Genomic DNA, 18,214 nt, shown 5'->3' with positions numbered 1-18,214 from the left:
TTGATTATCACCTTGGATTGAAGCTTGGGTATTTTAAGCGTCTGTGACGCATTCTCCTCCATACAGAGACAAAAGCTCTAAGAATTATTTCTATTTCTGCTCTCGTTAAACTACTTTCTTCTAATTGACCGTCAACCTGACGAGATTGGATGATCTTTCTAACTGTTTTGCATGCATCTTTATCTGAAGAAGAAGAGTCAAGAGCTCTTAATGCTGCTTCGCATCCATCTGCAAGCATGAGTATTCCAGTTTCTTTGGAATGAGGAATAGGGCCTTTATATCTAAAACGTTTATCAGAAGCAGAAGGATCACTTTCTCTAGCTTTATGAAGAAAATATCCCATCTTTAAAGTACCTTGATGCTCTGGGATGAAATCAGCAATAGGAGATGGAAGTCGATATTTCCTCGCAAGCTTCAATCCTTCATCGACATGGGCTTGAAGAATATCGGCACTTTTATATGGGTTTTTTATTTCATCGTGTGGGTTTATTCCATCTTTCTGATTTTCAATAAACCAATTTGGAGCATGCAATTTCCCTACATCATGGTAGAGAGCCCCAGTTCTTATTAAGTCAACATCAGCTCCAATGACTCTTGCTCCTTCCTCGGCAAGGCTCAAAATTGTTAAAGTATGTTCAAACGTCCCTGGAGCTTCTCTAGATAATCTGCGAAGTAAAGGACGTTCTTGATCAGCAAGTTCCATTAATCTTGCTCTAGTAAGTAATCCAAATGTATTTTCTAGAATAGGAATAATTAATATTGTTACCATTAATATTGAACTAATAATAATGGTCTCATTAAAAAGAGAATTAGGATCAATAGATAGATTGTTAAATTCTATATTATTTTCTTTAATTACCTGATTAAGAATAAACCATTGCCCTAATAATGCCCCAAAAGGAATAAATACAGCTATTTGAAGAACCTGTGCTCGGCTTCTCATCCTTCTGCCTAAAAATGCAATAAATGAACCAGCGATACAAGCAATTATTAGTCTGACTTCACTTGATTCACCAAGAGATGATGGCCAAATCAGACTAGCAGCAGCCATCCAAGCCAATGATGTTATTGTGCCTATCCCTTGAGAAAGAAGCAAAGTGGGAGGTAATATTAATTGCATTGGACTTGCTATAGGCCCAAGCCAATCTTTTGTTAGTTGAACTACAAGTAATAAAGTTAAGGATAGTAATCCATGCCTAGCCTGAAGTCTAGGCTTTTCTCTTCTCATAATCATAAGAAGTAATCCACAACTTCCCATGGATTCTGAGAAAGTAATTAACCACTTTAAGGGCCTAGGACTTCGACTTACTTTATTAAAATGTTCTAGGATATCAAACTCTTGTGAAGTTATTGGCTTACCTTTTCTTGATATTATACTGCCTTCTTTAACATTTATTGTGTTTATACCTTCTTGATTGATTAGATTTTCGATTAATATATTAGTTTTTAGTTTATCAACTTTTAAATTACTTTTTTGATGAAAACTACTTGATAATATTTTTGCACCTAATGTTCTATTTGGAGAATCTTTCTCACCTAAATCTATTAATTGAAGTGAAGAGGCTTCATTAAGTTGATCAAGTGCAAGTGTATTAATAATTCCCTGAGAAAGCATTTTTTTTGAAACATTTTTGATCTCTTCTTTCCATTCTTCCCATTCATTATCTTTAACATTTAATATCCAATCTTTCTCTGGCTTTGTTATGTTGAATTCATTGAAATCGATTCCAAAATTGTTGTATTTTTTTGTATGAAGTATATTGATTTTCTTGGAGACAGTCTTTTCTAAATCACTTGATTTATTCTTGTCTATTGATTGTACAAAACTTTCTTTTAAGTCTTGTTTCTTTTCTTTTAAATCCGTTGTGTCTATTACCTTTGCATCTCTAGGGGCTATTACATTGACTTGAGAAATATCTCCAGGTTTGAGATCCGGAACAGCAAGTAACTTATAACTTGAAAATATTGCTACTAATAGACAGACCATTAGTAGACCTAACTTGTCAGTGGCTGACCAGCGAAGTATTGGACGTCTGGGAGATTGACTCCCTAACCATATCCTCCAAATTTTTTGTGGACTGGGTAATTTAGCCAAAGAGTTTCTCACCTACTCTGACGCTAGGTTTAGAGCGTTGATTAATTGAAATCGTATTCATTTTACTTATGCCAAAAATTTTAGATGGAAAAAAACTTGCTCAGGAGATTGAACTCATACTTCAACAGGCTATCGAATCTGGTCTTGAAGTTGCGAAACGTCGTCCTGGTCTTGCTGTTCTTAGGGTTGGGGATGATCCTGCCAGTGGAGTTTATGTCAATTACAAGGAAAAAGCATGCGATCGAATAGGTGTTAGAAGTTTTGCAAAGCATTTAAAAGAAGATATTTCATTGGAGGAACTTACAGAAATCATTAAAAGCTTGAATGAAGAAAAGAACGTAGATGGGATTTTATTGCAACTACCATTACCTTCGCACCTTGATGAGACCGCCTTGTTAAGGAGTATTGATCCTGATAAGGATGCTGATGGTCTACATCCTTTGAACTTAGGAAGATTAATAAAGGGAGAAAAAGGCCCAAGATCATGCACCCCTGCTGGTGTTATGTCTCTGCTTGAGCGAAATCAAATTAAAATCGAAGGGAAAAGAGCTGTTGTAGTTGGACGCAGTATTCTTGTTGGTAAGCCAATGGCTTTAATGCTTGAAGCTGCAAATGCCACTGTCACGATTGCTCACTCAAAAACTAAAGATTTACCTTCTTTGACAAAGGAGGCAGATTTACTAGTAGTAGCAGCTGGCAAGCCCTATTTGATTGGGGAAAATCATGTAAGTGAGAATTGCGTTGTTATTGATGTAGGCATTCATAGACTTCCGCCTGATGAAGAAAATATGAAAGAGCTCAAAAAGACTAAACTTTGTGGAGATGTAAAGATATTTGAAATTGAAGATAAAGTAGCTGCTTATTCTCCTGTCCCAGGCGGTGTAGGGCCTATGACAGTAACAATGCTTCTAGCAAATACTGTTGATAGGTGGCAGAAACATTGTGGATTACCTTTAACTATTAGTCATTTACTTCCATGAATCACAATGTCCTGAGAGAATTGGTAAGAATCGAATTTTTGCATGCAGGAAGCAATCGCTTCTTTTGACTTCGCTGAGTATCTAGAGAAAGCTAGAACTCGCGTTGAAGATGCGCTGGATGCGTCTCTGGGCCCTGAAAAGCCAGAAAAATTAAGGGAATCTATGCGCTATTCCCTTTTAGCGGGAGGGAAGAGATTGAGACCAATACTTTGTCTTGCTGCCTGCGAACTCGCTGGAGGCGAACTTGAAAAAGCATTGCCAACAGCAGTCGCTCTGGAAATGATTCATACAATGTCTCTTATCCATGATGATCTGCCTTCAATGGATAATGATGATCTTCGTCGAGGGCGTCCAACTAATCACAAGGTTTACGGAGATGCGGTGGCCATACTTGCTGGAGATGCTCTATTGACCAGAGCTTTTGAGATGGTGTCAATTCGAACAGAGGGAATACCTTCAGAGAGACTATTGAAAATAATTGGTGAGCTTTCTTTAGCGGCAGGGGCTCCTGGGCTTGTTGGAGGACAAGTAGTTGATCTCGATTGTGAAGGGAAAGAAGTTGATTTAGAAACTTTGGAGTACATTCACCTTCATAAAACAGGAGCTCTGCTTAAGGCATGTGTCACTTGCGGAGCATTGATTGGCGGAGCTGATGAGAAACTCCTAGAGGCACTAAGTATCTATGCGAGAGGGATTGGATTGGCATTCCAAATAATTGATGACATTCTTGATGTAACTGCAAGTAGTGAAGTATTGGGAAAAACGGCAGGAAAGGATTTAATTGCTGATAAGACTACTTACCCCAAATTACTTGGTCTTGATGAATCAAGAAGGAGAGCAGATCTTTTAGTAGCTAAAGCAAAAAGTGCTCTTGATCCTTGGCCAGAAAAATCAAAACCTCTTCTTGCATTGGCTGATTACATTACAAGTAGAGATAGATGAATCTTAATTCAGCTTTCGAATTTCAATTTATTTATATTCTTGATAATGCTGTATTGGCTTGGGGGTTAGCAGCATGTGGTCTTGCTCAATTTTCTAAATTATTATTCGAATTAATTTTTAAGCAACGGTGGAGACCGTCAGTACTTATTGAAACAGGAGGTATGCCTTCCAGTCACTCGGCTTTGGTAACAGGAACTGCTGCAGGAATTGGACTTCAGCTTGGTTTTAATGATCCAGTATTTGCTTTGGCTTCAACAATTGCTTTTATTGTGATGTACGACGCTTCGGGCATAAGAAGGTCGGCAGGCTTAACAGCAGCTAAAGTCAATCAAATTTTAAAAGATAATTCCAACGAATTATCATCAGAAACTACTTTGAAAGAATCATTAGGGCACACAAAAATTGAGGTATTGGTAGGAAGTATTCTTGGACCAATTGTTGCTTTACCAGGTATTTTTTTCATTGGTTCCCCTCTGCATATTTTGCAAATGATTGGATTAGTTTCTTTGTGAAAGAGGTAAAACCAAAAGAAGATCGTGTTGTTTTAACTAAGGATCAAGAAAAATCTCTTCAAATTTTCTGTGAATGGCTAGAGGCCCCGTATTCCTTTAAGCCCTTTGTAATGAAAGGCTTTGCAGGTAGCGGAAAAACATATTTATCGATGAAATTATTAAAAAAGGTCGATCAGTTAGGTTTGTGTTGGACAGTAGTTGCACCAACTCATAAAGCGGTAGGTGTACTAAGGGAGGGGTTGAAAAATGAATCTATTCAACCCACATGGTTCCCCTCTACTATTCACCGTTTGCTTCGACTTAAGTTAAAGAGACAGGCGGATATAGAAATATGTGAAAAAACAGATCAAACAGAGAGCTCTTTGGAGAATTTAGGACTTGTTTTAATTGATGAAGCATCAATGATTGATTCCAAATTATTGGAGATAACTCTTGAATGCGCAAGATGCAATTCGACTCGTTTGGTTTTTGTTGGCGATCCTGCTCAACTACCACCAGTGGGAGAAAGTACTAGCTCAGTTTTTTTAATGAAAAGAGCTGTAAATACTGAACTTAGGGAAGTTGTTCGTCATCAAGGGCCTGTTCTGAAATTGGCAAAAGTAATTAGAGACGGGCAAATCCCTTGTATGCAACCACCATTAGTAAAGGTTATTAATTCTAAGAAAGGTAATGTTGGAATATTAGATAGAACAAGTTGGCTTGAAAGAGCTAAATTAGCATTGAGGTTATCTTCCTTAGAGGATGATCACGATAGAGCAAGAATTTTGTGTTATACGAACCGTATTGTTGATAATTTAGTTCCTCATGCAAGAAGAGCTATACATGGTGAGATGGCAGATCAATATCAGGTTTTACCTGGAGAGGTTTTAATAAGCCGTAAAGCTGTAATGGTAAATGCGTCTTTAAATGTGGATGAGCTGGGTGAAGAACCAGATATTTTGATTAGTTCCAATAGAGAGATGGTGGTAGAAGATGTTATTCCAAATAGTTTTGACTTGGCCTCTTTAGGAATCCATCAAGATTTTGAAAACCCTTTACCAGTTATTGAAACTCAGGTAGCTAAAGTTAACTGCGATCAAAAAGAATTTTCTTTGAGGTTAATGCCTCAAATAGGTTCTAAAGCTCGTAAAGATTTGGATCTTTCTTTGAATGAATTGAGCAATTTGGCAAGAGAGAGAGGACGAAAAAATAGTGCCTCGACTTGGAAACTTTTCTTTTTTATCAGAGATTCATTCGCCTCTTTAGGTCCTGCTTCCGTACTTACAATACACAGGAGTCAAGGAAGTACTTTTGGAGAAGTGTTTATAACTTCTGATGCCTTTTGGCCGAAAGATCTTGAATTTAGAAGAAGGCTTGTATATGTTGCTGTAAGCAGAGCGAGTAAAGGAGTATGGATCGTTGGTGATAATAAAAGCAAGATGAATCAAGCTCTTTTAGAGAAATTATTAATGGATTGATTTGTAAAATGTTATTTATACAAATAGATTTGCTTTAGACCTTATTCATAACACTTCTTTTCCAATTTTCTAGAATAAGAGGCGAACTTGCCCAATGCAGATGTACCCAGCTTGCATGAATTAAATGATTACAAAAACCTTCATTTTTAATCTCCATATTCCATCCTTTAAGATCCCATAGTGGATTTATTTTTGAATTATACCGTTCATTAATTATTTCCCAGCGATGAAATTCATGTCCTATTAACTTACTGCCAAGAGTGGTAATAGGACTTTTGTTTTTACTTGTTGCTTCTCGATAACCAATTTTTAAATTACCCTTTTTAGCCTTAAATGGTAATATTCCAGCCATTGAATATTCTCTCCCTTCAATATCAAATATACTTTCACCTAAAAGCATCATTCCACCACATTCAGCGTATATAGGATACTTTTTTGAAAATATCTTTATTGAGTTCAGGCTTATTCTTGAATTACTCAATTGGTGTGCATGTTGCTCAGGGAAACCTCCAGGTATTATTAATCCTCTAGCTTCTTTTGGGATCAGTTCGTTTTCAAGAGGTTTCCAAGTAATAGTTGGCATTCCGTTATCTTCTAATAATTCTTTTGTTTCTTGATACCTGAAATGGAAAGCTTCATCTTCAGCGATAGCTATTGGGTGCATAAAGCCTGATTCTTTCTTTGGTAAAAAGCTAACTGTTTTGTTGTTAGATTCTGGAGGTAATAAAAGCTTTCTAAAACTCTCTATATCTAGATAATCTTTGGCTATTGATGTCCACTTTTTAACTTTAATATCTAAGTCTAAAATTTCATGAGCCGGAGCTAAACCTAAATCCCTTGCTGGAAGATATAAGTCTTTGCATAACGGAAGAGAACCAAATGACTTTATATTGATTTGATCAAGAACCTCAAATAATATTTTTTCATGTCTAGGAGTTTGAACATTGTTGAGAACAACGCCTGCAATTTTTAATTCTTTATCGTGCTCTCTAAATCCTTTTATCAAGGCTGCTAGTGATGCAGCCTTCCCTCTAGCATCAACAATAAGGACTACTGGCAGGTTTAAAACCTTAGCTAACTCAGCGGTGCTCCCCTTTGAGCTACTGCCAATTCCATCGAATAATCCCATTACCCCTTCAACAAACGAATAATCAGTTAAGCCTCCGTAGTGATTGAAATTTTCTTTAACCCAACTTTCTCCAGAGAGAACTAAATCTAGATTGCGACAAGCTTTTTTTGAAACTGCAGTGAGTTGTTGAGGGTCTAAATAATCAGGCCCAACTTTAAAGGTTTGAACTGTTTTATTTATACTTTTTAACCAAGAAATTAAAAGAAGACTTAAAAGAGTTTTACCACTGTTACTTGATATTGCAGAGATTACGCATGCCATCTAATGACTATATTTAGTTTGCTTGATTAACTAAATCAAGCATTTCTTTTGCTATTGGTGTCGCACTCTCAAGCAAAGGACTCGTATTGCCTCTACTACTAGAAAGTAAACGAGCTACATCATTTTCTAAAGAGTTCTTTTGAATAGGAACGACTTGTTCAATAAGTTCCATTCTTGCCATCCCTCCCGCTTCTAATCTCATGCATTCTCCAGATTCTGATGCGAGGATTACACAAATATCGCTTTTTTGTTTGTTATTGGCTTTTGCAATTAATCTCAGACCAACTATTTGACCAGGATTTATGCTTGGCTTACCAATTGGTAGAGAAGTTATACCAACTTGAACAAGAATTTTGTCAGGACGAAGAAAATTTACTTTCAGTTGATCTTTCTTTGAGGAGATACTACTTTCTAGTTTCCAGTTGAGACGATCGGCAATCCATGCAGCAAGTAAAAGACCTTGAACTGTTTGTGTGCCCTCAATATCTATATCAATTTTTTGTAAATTTTCAAGGGCATTTCTTCTTTGAAGAGGATCAAATACCATCGCTAAGGTTTCTCTCCAACCTCTAAGGCGAAGCCAATTTAGGTCGTTAACAGCTTGTCCAGATTGGATTCTTTGAAGCAATAAATTTAAGCAGACTATTGGTTCACCAAGTGCAGTATCAACAATTAATCTTCGATTTGGGAGAGATAGTGCATTGAGGAATTCAGGAGCCTCATCAATTCTTCCATTCCACCACAGCCAAGATGGAAGTTCCTCGGGAACAAGATTCTCTACAATTTCAAGCCCATCATTGATAGCAGCTTTATTGCCTCTTAAAACAATCACGTCGCCGCATGCTGTTTTGCCTCCGCTTTCTTCGGGAAGTGGGCAATATGCTGCTACTAAAGTTTCTAAATTATTTTCTTTGTCAATAGTTGGTGCAATAGTTATTAATCTTCGGGGTTGCAAATTACTAATTGAGGTGTCAATGTGTTGTCCCCTTAGGTCGTCTACATTTTCAATTAACTCTTCGCCATGAATTGAGGATTGAACTCTAAAATCTAGTGGTGAAGTACTGTTAGGAAGATCACCTTTTAAGATGATTTCTCTTGCAGCTTCTATAAGGTCATTTCTTTGATTCCCTACTATGGGTCCAGATATATGCCCAGTTTTGACGAGCTTTTGTTCAATCCAAGCAGGTTGCCAGACAATTAAACAAAAAGTGTTGGCTCCTTTATCTCCTCGCTCATCATGAGACCATAGTTGCTCAAGATAGGTAGGAATTTCAGTTGGAGGTAACTGAAGGGGTGTTTGTAGGGTTAATTGAGGAGACATCTAATTTGGTTCAAATAAAAGAATTGGATTCAATTTTTTCAAGGTCTTCTCCATAGAAGTTGATCTTTGCCAATAAGTAAGTCTGATTCAGTCGGCCCCCATGTCCTTGATTCATAAGGATAAATAGGTAATTCCCAAGGAGAATCCTCAATCTTTTCAAGTAGAGGAGTATATAAACGCCAAGCAGCCTCTACTTCATCGCTTCGAGTAAACAATGTTGGATCTCCGAGCATTGCATCAGCAAGGAGTCTCACATAACCTTCATCTGATGGCTCTCCAAAGGATTCATCATAGGAAAACTCCATATTTACAGGTCTACTTCTCATCCCTGACCCTGGAGATTTAACCTCAAAACTAAATTCAGCCCCTTCGTTGGGTTGAATTCTAAGAATTAATTGGTTTGAAGTTGGGCACCCACCTGCAGCATCAAAAAGGTGAACAGGTGCTTCTCTAAATGTGAGAACAACCTCACTAAGCCTTTTAGCTAAACGTTTTCCAGTCCTTACATAAAAAGGGACCCCCTGCCATCTCCAATTATCTATGAAAAGCTTCATAGCTACATATGTTTCGGTTGTGCTGTTTGGATCAACACCTGGTTCATCTCTGTAACCTAGGAGTGGTTCTTCATCGCTACCTCCCTTTGAGTATTGACCTCTAACGCAACATTCCCAAGGCTTTTCTTCATTCGCAAGCTTAACTGCCTGAAGAACCTTAGCTTTTTCATTCCTTATGGCTTCTGGATCAAAATGCCCAGGTGGTTCCATTGCTGTTAGAGCAAGCATTTGAGTTAGATGATTTTGAACCATATCTCTTAAGGCGCCTGAAGATTCGTAATATCCAGCTCGATCTTCAACTCCAACTGTTTCAGAACTGGTAATTTGAACACTCGATATATAATTTCTATTCCAAATAGGTTCAAAGATCGTGTTTGCAAATCGGAGAACAAGAATATTTTGAACTGTTTCTTTACCCAAATAATGATCTATTCGAAATATTTGACTTTCTTGGGCACATCCCTGAACGAGAGAATTGAGTGACTGAGCGCTATTGAAATCTCTTCCAAAGGGTTTTTCGATTACGACCCTACTTCGTTTTGGATCTTTCAATAATCCAGCTGCAGCTAAAGCTCTGCATCCACTTCCATAGAACTTTGGAGATACTGAAAGGTAAAAAGTTCGATGACCGTGAGTCGCTTTTAGCTTGTCAATTATTTCAAGTCTTTCTCCAAGTTTTACTAGGTGTTCAGGTTGTTGCAGATCTACAGGCTCATAAAAAAGATTTTGAGAAAATAATTCCCACTCTTTTGGACTTTCTTTTATTTGAGAAGAAAGAGCTTCTTCCATTTTTTCTTTAAATATTTCATCAGTCCAAGGTCTTCTCGCACAGCCTAAAATGGCAAACTCACTTGGTAATCTTCTTTGCTTAAAGAGTTCAAATAGAGCAGGAACTAGTTTCCTGTGTGTTAGATCTCCAGAGGCCCCAAATATAACCAGACATTGAGGAGGTACTACTCGCTCTTGGCGAAGCCCTATTCTCAATGGATTTGTTACTGGCATGCTCATTAATAAATTCCTTGCCAATCAGATGAGAAATATTAAATTCAAGTTGCTTCCATACATTCCTCCATTTTTGGTGGACGGATGCCTAAAAACAAAATTGATATTGATTAGTTAAATATAGAAAAAATATTTATAAAGTAATTAATAATTATCGCTTTCCAGACTTTTTATTTATCTAGTAAGTTTCAGCATGCCATCTGCCTGCTTTTCTAAGTTTAGGTCTAAGTTCAGACCAATCTAAACCTTTTGCAGAAGCCGCTGTTGTCATTGCCTCATCTATACCTGGCTCCATTCCTTTTAATCCACACAAGTAAATGTGAGTTTTAGGATTCTCAATCATGTCGAATATTTCTTCTGCATGTTCAAGGACCCTATCTTGTATGTACATTCTTCCTCCTTTTGTATTGTTCTGTTCTCTAGATATAGCTTTTGTGTATCTAAGATTTTCAGGGAACTTTGATTTGTAGTGCTCAAAATCAGCATCATAAAGCAAGTTTGCTGTCTTAGGTGCACCCATAAATAACCAAGCTTTTCCTTTGAAATTCCACTGATGTTTTTCTATTTCAGTAGGTTCAAACATTCTTCTAAGATATGCCCTCATTGGAGCTATACCAGTACCTGTAGCAAGCATTATTATGTTTGAATCTTCTTCTTCAGGAAGAAGCATTTCTTTCCCTACAGGCCCACTGATTTTGACCTTATCCCCAGGGGATAGGTTGCATAAATAAGTAGAGCAAACTCCATTTATAGTTTCACCATCTTTTTCGTACTGAAGTTGGCGAACACATAATGAGAGTGTATTTCCTGCAAAGTTATCACCATATCTAGTACTTGCAATTGAATAAAGTCTCGGTCTATGGGGTTTGCCTTTCGCATCTTCACCTGCAGCAAGTATGCCGCAACTTTGACCCTCAACATATTTAAAGTCAGGGTCTCCTCCAGAAAGATCAAAAGTTATATGTTGTACTTTTCCAATTGCTCCTTCCTTAAGTGCGGAATAATTTTCAGTTACTGTTCCGGTGAAAGGTGCTTTTGGTTTGTAGGTATTAACCGGTACATCTGCATGAGGTTTCTTTGCCGCAGAAGCTTTTGAAGGAGTAGCAGCTTTGGCAGGAGTAGCAGCTTTGGCAGGAGTAGCAGCTTTGGCAGGAGTAGCAGCTTTGGCAGGAGTAGCCTTGGTTACTTTCTCGCTTAGAGCATTCTTACCAGTTCGCAGCATTGCACCAAATGAATATTGCCTGCGAATTAGGTAGAAAAAACCGATAATTATAGGAATATGTGCAAGACCGCCAAGTACTACTTTTGTCTCTGAGTAAGCCATAAAAACTTAAATTAGAAAGTGAGATTACCAAGAAGTGGTAACTTTTAGCTGTTTTATCTTGATATTACTAATTTTTAAGTTCACCTTTTGAGACCGTCACAAGATCATTTCTTTTCTTGGATCCCAATATTTAAGAGAGTTTTAGGGATTAGTTATTTTTTTCTGATTATCCGAATATTATTTTTTATGTAATGTTTCAGTAAAAAAAAAGGGATTACGAATGGACTACTTATGTGTATCTAATCAAAGGTTGAGAAAAACTGACAATGTTTTCCCTCATAAAATTTTTAAATTTAAAGAAATTTTATTTATAGCCCCAAGGGGATTCGAACCCCTGTCGCCTCCGTGAAAGGGAGGTGTCCTAGGCCTCTAGACGATGGGGCCAGATGCAGTGATAAATCACTCAATAAGTAATTGTTATCACAAATAAAAGTTACGGGCCCGCGTTGCCACTCGTCAAGGCTTCTTGAACCTTATCTTGGCCACGCCATACAGGAACAGTGAAATAGAAACATGCACCTTCAGTTGGTTTAGAAACCACCCAGATCTTACCTCCATGAACTTCAACAATTCTTCTACAAACTGAAAGACCAATGCCAAAGCCGATTGTCTCTTGAGAAGTTTGTGGAAGCCTCACTCGATCAACAAATATTCTTTGTTGCTCTTCTTGGGGGATACCAGGCCCATTATCTCGAACAATTACTTCAACCCATTGATTTGTTCTGTGAAGCATTGTTATAAAAATCTCACCTTCGTCCTCGGAAAATTTCAAAGCATTTTCAATGAGGTTTAACAAAACCTGCATCATTCTTCTTTGATCTGCAAAAACGGATGGCAAATCAGTTGGAATATCGGTGTTTATTTTTATTTTGCGATTAAGCCATTGCTTTTCAAGCTCGAGAATTGCTTCAGCAGATATGCTTGCAAGATCAACTTTTTGAGGATTAAATAAAGTTTCCCAACGAGTACTGCCAACCTCTAATAAGTCCTTAGAAAGTATTTCAATTTCTTCAAGCCTTCTCTTAAGGACGTCTTGAAACTTAGTCATGCTGATTTGACCAAGTTTTTGGCTTTGAAGAGCTAAACCAGCGGCTGTTAATGGAGTTCTCAATTCATGAGCAACCATTCTCAGTAGGCTTTCTTGGGAATGTATTTTTTTAGTGAGTGTCTCATTTTCTTGTCTAAGAACTAGTAGGTCATCCTCTAGTAAAAGTTCTTTTTGTGTTTGATCGGATTCAATTGTTTTGCCTCTAAGACTTATTCCTATTGAGTTACTTAATCCTTCGTGTTGCCATCTTGGGACCCATGTTTTAACTTGTTCAAAAATTGAACTCCCAGCAAATACTTGTCTAGGCGAAGGTTTTAATTTTATTAGTGCAGGAAGAGCTACTAATCTATAAAGTTCAAGTAATTCTGGGTTTTCAGAGGGATCTGAAAAATCTAGAGTGACGTTAAATCCATAATCTTCTCTTTCTAAATATTCAATTGACAAACGAATATCACTCCTTGAGAGATGGTGGCGAGATGCCACAAGCAACAGTTTTAACTGCCGTCTGTCGTTAGCTTCGGCACTATCCACAGTGTCGAGCAATCTAAATAATTACGCATACCTTAAGGTAATGAGACTCGTTTTAGGAATTAGCTAATAATTAAGAGATACCTTTTAAATTTTCTCAGTTCCAGAAAATGGCTATTTCTCATACATCTGGTATTGGAAGAACTACAAAATCTTCAGTAGGTATCGATAGACTTAGAATTGATTTTGATAGTAGTTTAAGGAGGTGGTTTGGTCGAAATATTGGTTTATGGCATTCTAAAAGACAATATTTTTTTGATGAAGAAGAGGCTATTAATTTGGAAATGTATATAAATGTAAGTAAGTTAATTCAAAGTGATTTGGAATTTGAAAGCTATCGGTTTAATTGGTGGTGCGAAGATCAAAAAGATTTTTTTATTAAAAAGCCAAATTATAAAAGTGAGGGTGAAATAACTGCTCGATTACAAGGCCATCAATTAATTCGTGATTGCTCTTATTTATCTGATTCTTCAGGGATATCAAATATTAGGCAAGTTGATGAACATGAGTTGATCTTTGAGTCTAATTATGATAACTGGCACGTATTAGAACATACTCGCTTAATAGACCAAGATAAATTTAGATCCAGAACGATTTATAGTTGGTTTAATGATAAGTTGAAAATAGTTGAGAATCACCATGAGATAAGGGTTAAGAATCCCAACTAATGACTTTATAAAATCTATTTATATGGGCCCTATTGTATGATATATATCTTATCTGAAAGTAAAGATTTTTTAATAAATTTTTTTTCATCAGATTTTTTTTATGGACTAAAATCACTTGAGAAAAATGAAAAAATCTCCAATAAAAACAATCTTGGCTATTTCTGTTTTTGCCGCTTCAATATTTTTATCAAGTTGTAGTTCCTCAATAAAGTCAGAATCTAATCCAACTAAAATTAGCGCTGATAAGAAGGAAGTTAGTTTTATTCCTGCTACTGATGAAGATATCTTTTTATACAGACAAATAGGAATTAGCTATCTCTGTATGGCAAGACAGATTGAAGTTGAATTTCCAAAGGCTATTTCCTTAGCAGCAAAAAATTATGCATTGCTTATCTCGAGTAGACATGGTGGGCTAATTAAAGAATTAGGAAAAGATAAAATACCAGACAAAAATATTTATAATGGAGCGATATTGCAGCTTCTTGATGGAGCTATGAAAAATTGTCCTGACATGGTCCCAGAAGAAGATCAGAAAAAATTCTTAAAAACTGTTGAACAATTAAATCAAAATAAATAATTCTAATTAAAAAATTATTTAATATGTCAACTCAGAAATCTATTAAATTATCAGACTATGTTGAATATCCTTTCTTAATACCCAGTATATATTTAGATTTTGATATCGGTACGGATTACGTTGTTGTTCAATCTTCAATGATAATTAAGCCAAAGAAGAAAGAATCTTCAAAGCTTGTTCTTAAGGGTAATCAAATTAAATTATTATCAATATCAATAAATGGAAAAGAATTGAAGTTGCCTGAATATTCTATTTCCGATAAAGGCTTGATTATACATAGTCCTCCAGGATCAGAATTTGAATTAAAAATAAGATCTCTAATAGATCCTTTTAGAAATACATCATTAGAAGGATTATATTTAAGCTCAGGAATGTTAACTACTCAATGTGAGGCAGAAGGGTTTAGAAGAATTTGTTTTCATCCAGATAGGCCAGATGTTTTAAGTAGATATACAGTAAGAATAGAGGCAGACAGAACTTTGTATCCTATATTATTATCTAATGGGAATGAAAAGTATTCAGGTAATTTAAATAGTAATAATCTTAGACATGAATTTATATGGGAAGATCCATTCCCAAAACCTTGCTATTTATTCGCTTTAGTTGCTGGTAAATTAAATTCAGTCTCAGATACATATATTACAAATACGGGAAGATTAATTGATATTAGAATTTATGTGGAAAAAGGAGATGAGAAATATACAAAACATGCCGTTAACTCACTAATAAAGGCAATGAAATGGGATGAGGAAAATTACGGTCTTGAATATGATTTAGATGAGTATAAAATTGTTGCTGTAAGGCATTTTAATATGGGAGCGATGGAAAATAAGGGACTAAATATTTTTAATTCCAAGTTGGTATTAGCTGACTCAAAGACTGCGACTGATGATGAATTAGAGAGAATAGAAAGTGTTATAGCACACGAATATTTTCACAATTGGACTGGCAATAGAATTACATGCCGTGATTGGTTTCAGCTTTCATTAAAAGAAGGTCTGACAGTTTTTAGAGATCAATCTTTTACCTCAGATCTACATAGTAAAGGACTAAAAAGAATAGAAGATGTATCATTTCTTAGAAATTTTCAATTTGCTGAAGATAAGGGTCCTACCTCTCATGCGGTTAAGCCTAAAGAGTATGTAGCGATCGACAATTTTTATACAACAACAATATATGAGAAGGGTGCTGAGTTGATAAGAATGCTTGAGCTATTGCTAGGAAAAGAAAAGTTTTTTAGAGGTATTAATCTCTATATTAGAACTTTTGATGGTAGTGCCGCTACAACTGAGGATTTTATTAATTCATTAATAAAAGGTGCTTATTTGGAAGAAAAAAACTGTCCTTTTGATTTAGATAAATTTCTTAATTGGTATTATAAGTCAGGTACACCGAAAGTTTATATAAATCAATCTTGGGATTCAAAGAATTCAATTTTGAATGTCTCTTTTGAGCAGAAGATAGATAGCGAAAAAACTAGTGAAAATACGGAAATGGTTATTCCAATTCTTTATTCTTGCTATAGCAGAGAAAAAGGTGCTAGTCCTATAGCTGAGGATAATTTATTTATTTTAGACAAAAATAAGAAAAATCTAAAAATACATACTCTCCCAGGTGAGAAAGAGGCTCCAGTTCTATCACTTTTTAGACGATTTTCTTCACCTGTTGTTTGGGAATCTGATTTGCTTATAGATGACTATCTTTTCCTTTTCTTAAATGACAATGATTATTTTTCGAGGTGGGACTCTGGTCAGTATTTGATGCGTGAAATTTTGAAGACTAGGCTTTGCAATAAAGCCAATTATTCATTGGAAGATAGGTTTATTAATGCTATTAAACAAACCATAAAATCCTTAGAAATTAATGATCCTTTTTTCTTAGCAACTCTTATAGCAATACCTGGTTTTGCAGAATTGGAATCCTTATTCACAAAAGTTGATCCAATAAGAATTTATAGAGAATCAATAGATTTCCAAGTTTTAATTGGTAATGAAATTCTTCAAGAGCTAAGAATAATATCTAAAAATTTATTAGTTAATATTGATCATCAATGGCCAATGGGTAGAGGAGAGAGAAAACTACTAGGGACTATATGGTTTTATTTATCTCTTGCGGGCGATATAGATGTGCAAAAAAATTGTGTTGAATCAATTAGTCATTCTTCAATGACAATATCAAGGGCGGCTTTAGGAGCATTAAAACCACTCGATAACACATTGACCGAAGAAGCTTCTAATCTGTTTTATAACCTTTGGAAAGAAAATCCAGTGGTCTTAGACTCATGGTTCGCTTATGAGGCCTCAAGACCTCATAAGCGAGGAATTAATGTGATTGAAAAATTACTATCACATCCTAAATTTGATTGGAAGGCTCCAAATGCCATACGAGCTGTTCTCGGAGGATTTAGTAAAAATATTGATTTATTTCATTCTCTTGATGGACAAGGTTATTTATTTATGGCAGATAAATTAATAGAGGTAGATAAAATTAACCCAATAACGGCTTCAAGAATGGTAAAAGTTTTTAGTAAATGGAAAACTTATATAAATAAAAATAAGGAAGGGATGTATGAATCACTATTAAAATTAAATAAAGCAAATATATCTTCTAATACAAGAGAGGTAGTGGAACTGATTTTGAATTAAATTTAAAAATTCATCTGAACATTGAGCTAACAGAACTTTCTTCATGAATTCTCCAAATAGCTTCTCCAAGCATATTTGCAACTGATAAGACCTTCAATTGTGAGAAATCTAAATTACTTGGCACCGGAATGCTATTAGTAACAATAACTTGTTCAAAAAGGCCTTCTTTTGAAAGCCTCGCGTAAGCAGGTGGAGAGAAAACAGCATGAGATGCACATGCAATAACTTTTTTAGCACCCTCCTTCCTAAGTAATTCAGCCCCAGCGCAAATAGTACCTCCAGTGTCAATCATATCATCAATCAATATTGCAGTTTTGCCAGAGACTTCCCCAATCACTGTGAGGCTTTCGGCAACATTATGCCCTGATCGACGTTTATCAATAATTGCTAGAGGTGAGTCCTTCATTTGCTTAGCAAAAGCTCTGGCTCTGGCCACTCCACCTACATCCGGAGAGACGACTACTATTTCATCAAGCTTCATGGTTGACAGATAATCAACTAAAACAGGTGAACCATATATGTGATCGCACGGGATATCGAAATAACCTTGGATTTGTGCGGAATGTAAGTCCATTGCGAGTACTCTATCTACTCCTGACTTCACAAGAATATTTGCGGTTAGCTTCGCAGTTATTGACTCTCTACCAGCTGTCTTTCTGTCTGCTCTGGCGTAACCAAAATAGGGAATTACAGCTGTAATTTGTCTGGCAGATGCTCTTTTACAAGCATCAACCATGATCATTAGCTCCATTAAGCTGTCATTAACAGGAGCACAGGTTGGTTGTATTAGAAAAACATCACATCCTCTAATTGATTGCTGGATTTGCACATAGAGCTCCCCATCTGCGAACCTTTTTGAAACTAGAGGGACATTGGTTATCCCCATATAAGTCGCAATTTCTTTAGCTAGTGCTGTATTGGATGTCCCACTAATTAATCTGAGTCTATTAGTGTCATGCTCGAGACTAGTAGGCTCAGGATTCGCTGCAGTAATAAAACTGGTCACGGTTCCACAGCAAGCAACAAATGATATTTACTAATCTACCGTTATGTTGAGACATGATCGTATAAAAGCTTTTTTATATTTTTTCTTTTAAAACTCTATTTTAAGGTTTTTAACTGGGAATCATTGGCCTGCCTTTTGTTTGGGGTGGCTATGTGAAAGTAATTT

The 18,214-nt window shown here is 36.1% G+C and carries 14 protein-coding genes and 1 tRNA gene; 7 read left to right on the top strand and 8 right to left on the bottom strand.

What is annotated here, in order from left to right; genetic code table 11:
* Positions 1-7 precede the first annotated feature (7 nt).
* A complete protein-coding gene (locus PMN2A_RS06585; protein ID WP_011294772.1) occupies positions 8-2,095 on the bottom strand; it encodes an HDIG domain-containing metalloprotein in 2,088 nt (695 codons plus the stop codon).
* A 68-nt stretch (positions 2,096-2,163) separates the two neighbouring features.
* Here PMN2A_RS06585 and folD point away from each other — a divergent pair, with 68 nt between their 5' ends.
* Genes folD through PMN2A_RS06565 form a run of 4 tightly spaced genes read left to right on the top strand, consistent with a single transcriptional unit; the run spans position 2,164 to position 5,986 of the window.
* Positions 2,164-3,075 (top strand): bifunctional methylenetetrahydrofolate dehydrogenase/methenyltetrahydrofolate cyclohydrolase FolD, encoded by a 912-nt coding sequence (gene folD, locus PMN2A_RS06580; RefSeq protein WP_011294771.1) that lies wholly within the window; start codon positions 2,164-2,166, stop codon positions 3,073-3,075.
* Positions 3,076-3,117: 42 nt separating this feature from the next.
* A complete protein-coding gene (gene crtE, locus PMN2A_RS06575) occupies positions 3,118-4,017 on the top strand; it encodes a geranylgeranyl diphosphate synthase CrtE (protein WP_011294770.1) in 900 nt (299 codons plus the stop codon).
* A complete protein-coding gene (locus PMN2A_RS06570; protein ID WP_011294769.1) occupies positions 4,014-4,529 on the top strand; it encodes a divergent PAP2 family protein in 516 nt (171 codons plus the stop codon). Before crtE ends, PMN2A_RS06570 begins: the two co-directional genes overlap by 4 nt.
* Complete coding sequence (locus tag PMN2A_RS06565; protein ID WP_011294768.1) at positions 4,526-5,986, top strand: ATP-dependent DNA helicase; 1,461 nt, start codon at positions 4,526-4,528, stop codon at positions 5,984-5,986. The genes PMN2A_RS06570 and PMN2A_RS06565 overlap by 4 nt, the downstream gene beginning before the upstream one ends.
* A gap of 34 nt (positions 5,987-6,020) precedes the next feature.
* On the opposite strand, the gene PMN2A_RS06560 is transcribed toward PMN2A_RS06565, so the two are convergent.
* The 6 genes from PMN2A_RS06560 to PMN2A_RS06535 form a co-directional block, all read right to left on the bottom strand.
* Entirely contained in the window at positions 6,021-7,376 is a 1,356-nt protein-coding gene (locus PMN2A_RS06560) for a cobyrinate a,c-diamide synthase (protein ID WP_011294767.1), read from the bottom strand.
* Between the two features lie 13 nt (positions 7,377-7,389).
* Positions 7,390-8,697: a glucose-6-phosphate dehydrogenase assembly protein OpcA gene (locus PMN2A_RS06555; protein WP_011294766.1), complete on the bottom strand. Its 1,308-nt coding sequence runs from the start codon at positions 8,695-8,697 to the stop codon at positions 7,390-7,392.
* Positions 8,698-8,735: 38 nt separating this feature from the next.
* Entirely contained in the window at positions 8,736-10,259 is a 1,524-nt protein-coding gene (gene zwf, locus PMN2A_RS06550; RefSeq protein WP_011294765.1) for a glucose-6-phosphate dehydrogenase, read from the bottom strand.
* A 172-nt stretch (positions 10,260-10,431) separates the two neighbouring features.
* On the bottom strand, positions 10,432-11,577 hold the full coding sequence (locus tag PMN2A_RS06545; protein WP_011294764.1) for an FAD-binding oxidoreductase: 1,146 nt from the start codon (positions 11,575-11,577) through the stop codon (positions 10,432-10,434).
* A gap of 311 nt (positions 11,578-11,888) precedes the next feature.
* A tRNA-Glu gene (locus PMN2A_RS06540) sits at positions 11,889-11,961 on the bottom strand.
* A 49-nt stretch (positions 11,962-12,010) separates the two neighbouring features.
* Positions 12,011-13,156, bottom strand: a complete 1,146-nt coding sequence (locus tag PMN2A_RS06535) for a histidine kinase (RefSeq protein ID WP_011294763.1) — start codon at positions 13,154-13,156, stop codon at positions 12,011-12,013.
* A gap of 107 nt (positions 13,157-13,263) precedes the next feature.
* Between PMN2A_RS06535 and PMN2A_RS06530 the strand changes: the two genes are divergently transcribed.
* The 3 genes from PMN2A_RS06530 to pepN all read left to right on the top strand — a co-directional run bounded on the left by PMN2A_RS06530 (position 13,264) and on the right by pepN (position 17,043).
* Positions 13,264-13,821, top strand: coding sequence for a hypothetical protein (locus PMN2A_RS06530; protein WP_011294762.1), 558 nt, complete (start codon positions 13,264-13,266; stop codon positions 13,819-13,821).
* Between the two features lie 124 nt (positions 13,822-13,945).
* Positions 13,946-14,398 (top strand): hypothetical protein, encoded by a 453-nt coding sequence (locus tag PMN2A_RS06525; RefSeq protein WP_011294761.1) that lies wholly within the window; start codon positions 13,946-13,948, stop codon positions 14,396-14,398.
* 23 nt (positions 14,399-14,421) lie between these two features.
* Positions 14,422-17,043 (top strand): aminopeptidase N, encoded by a 2,622-nt coding sequence (pepN, locus tag PMN2A_RS06520; RefSeq protein WP_011294760.1) that lies wholly within the window; start codon positions 14,422-14,424, stop codon positions 17,041-17,043.
* 10 nt (positions 17,044-17,053) lie between these two features.
* On the opposite strand, the gene PMN2A_RS06515 is transcribed toward pepN, so the two are convergent.
* Positions 17,054-18,049, bottom strand: a complete 996-nt coding sequence (locus PMN2A_RS06515; protein ID WP_011294759.1) for a ribose-phosphate pyrophosphokinase — start codon at positions 18,047-18,049, stop codon at positions 17,054-17,056.
* Between the last annotated feature and the right edge of the window lie 165 nt (positions 18,050-18,214).

It is taken from the genome of Prochlorococcus marinus str. NATL2A (assembly GCF_000012465.1).
Taxonomy (GTDB): domain Bacteria; phylum Cyanobacteriota; class Cyanobacteriia; order PCC-6307; family Cyanobiaceae; genus Prochlorococcus_B; species Prochlorococcus_B marinus_B.
The sequence above is the reverse complement of the archived record's forward strand: the minus strand, read 5'-3'. Positions and strand labels throughout refer to the sequence as shown.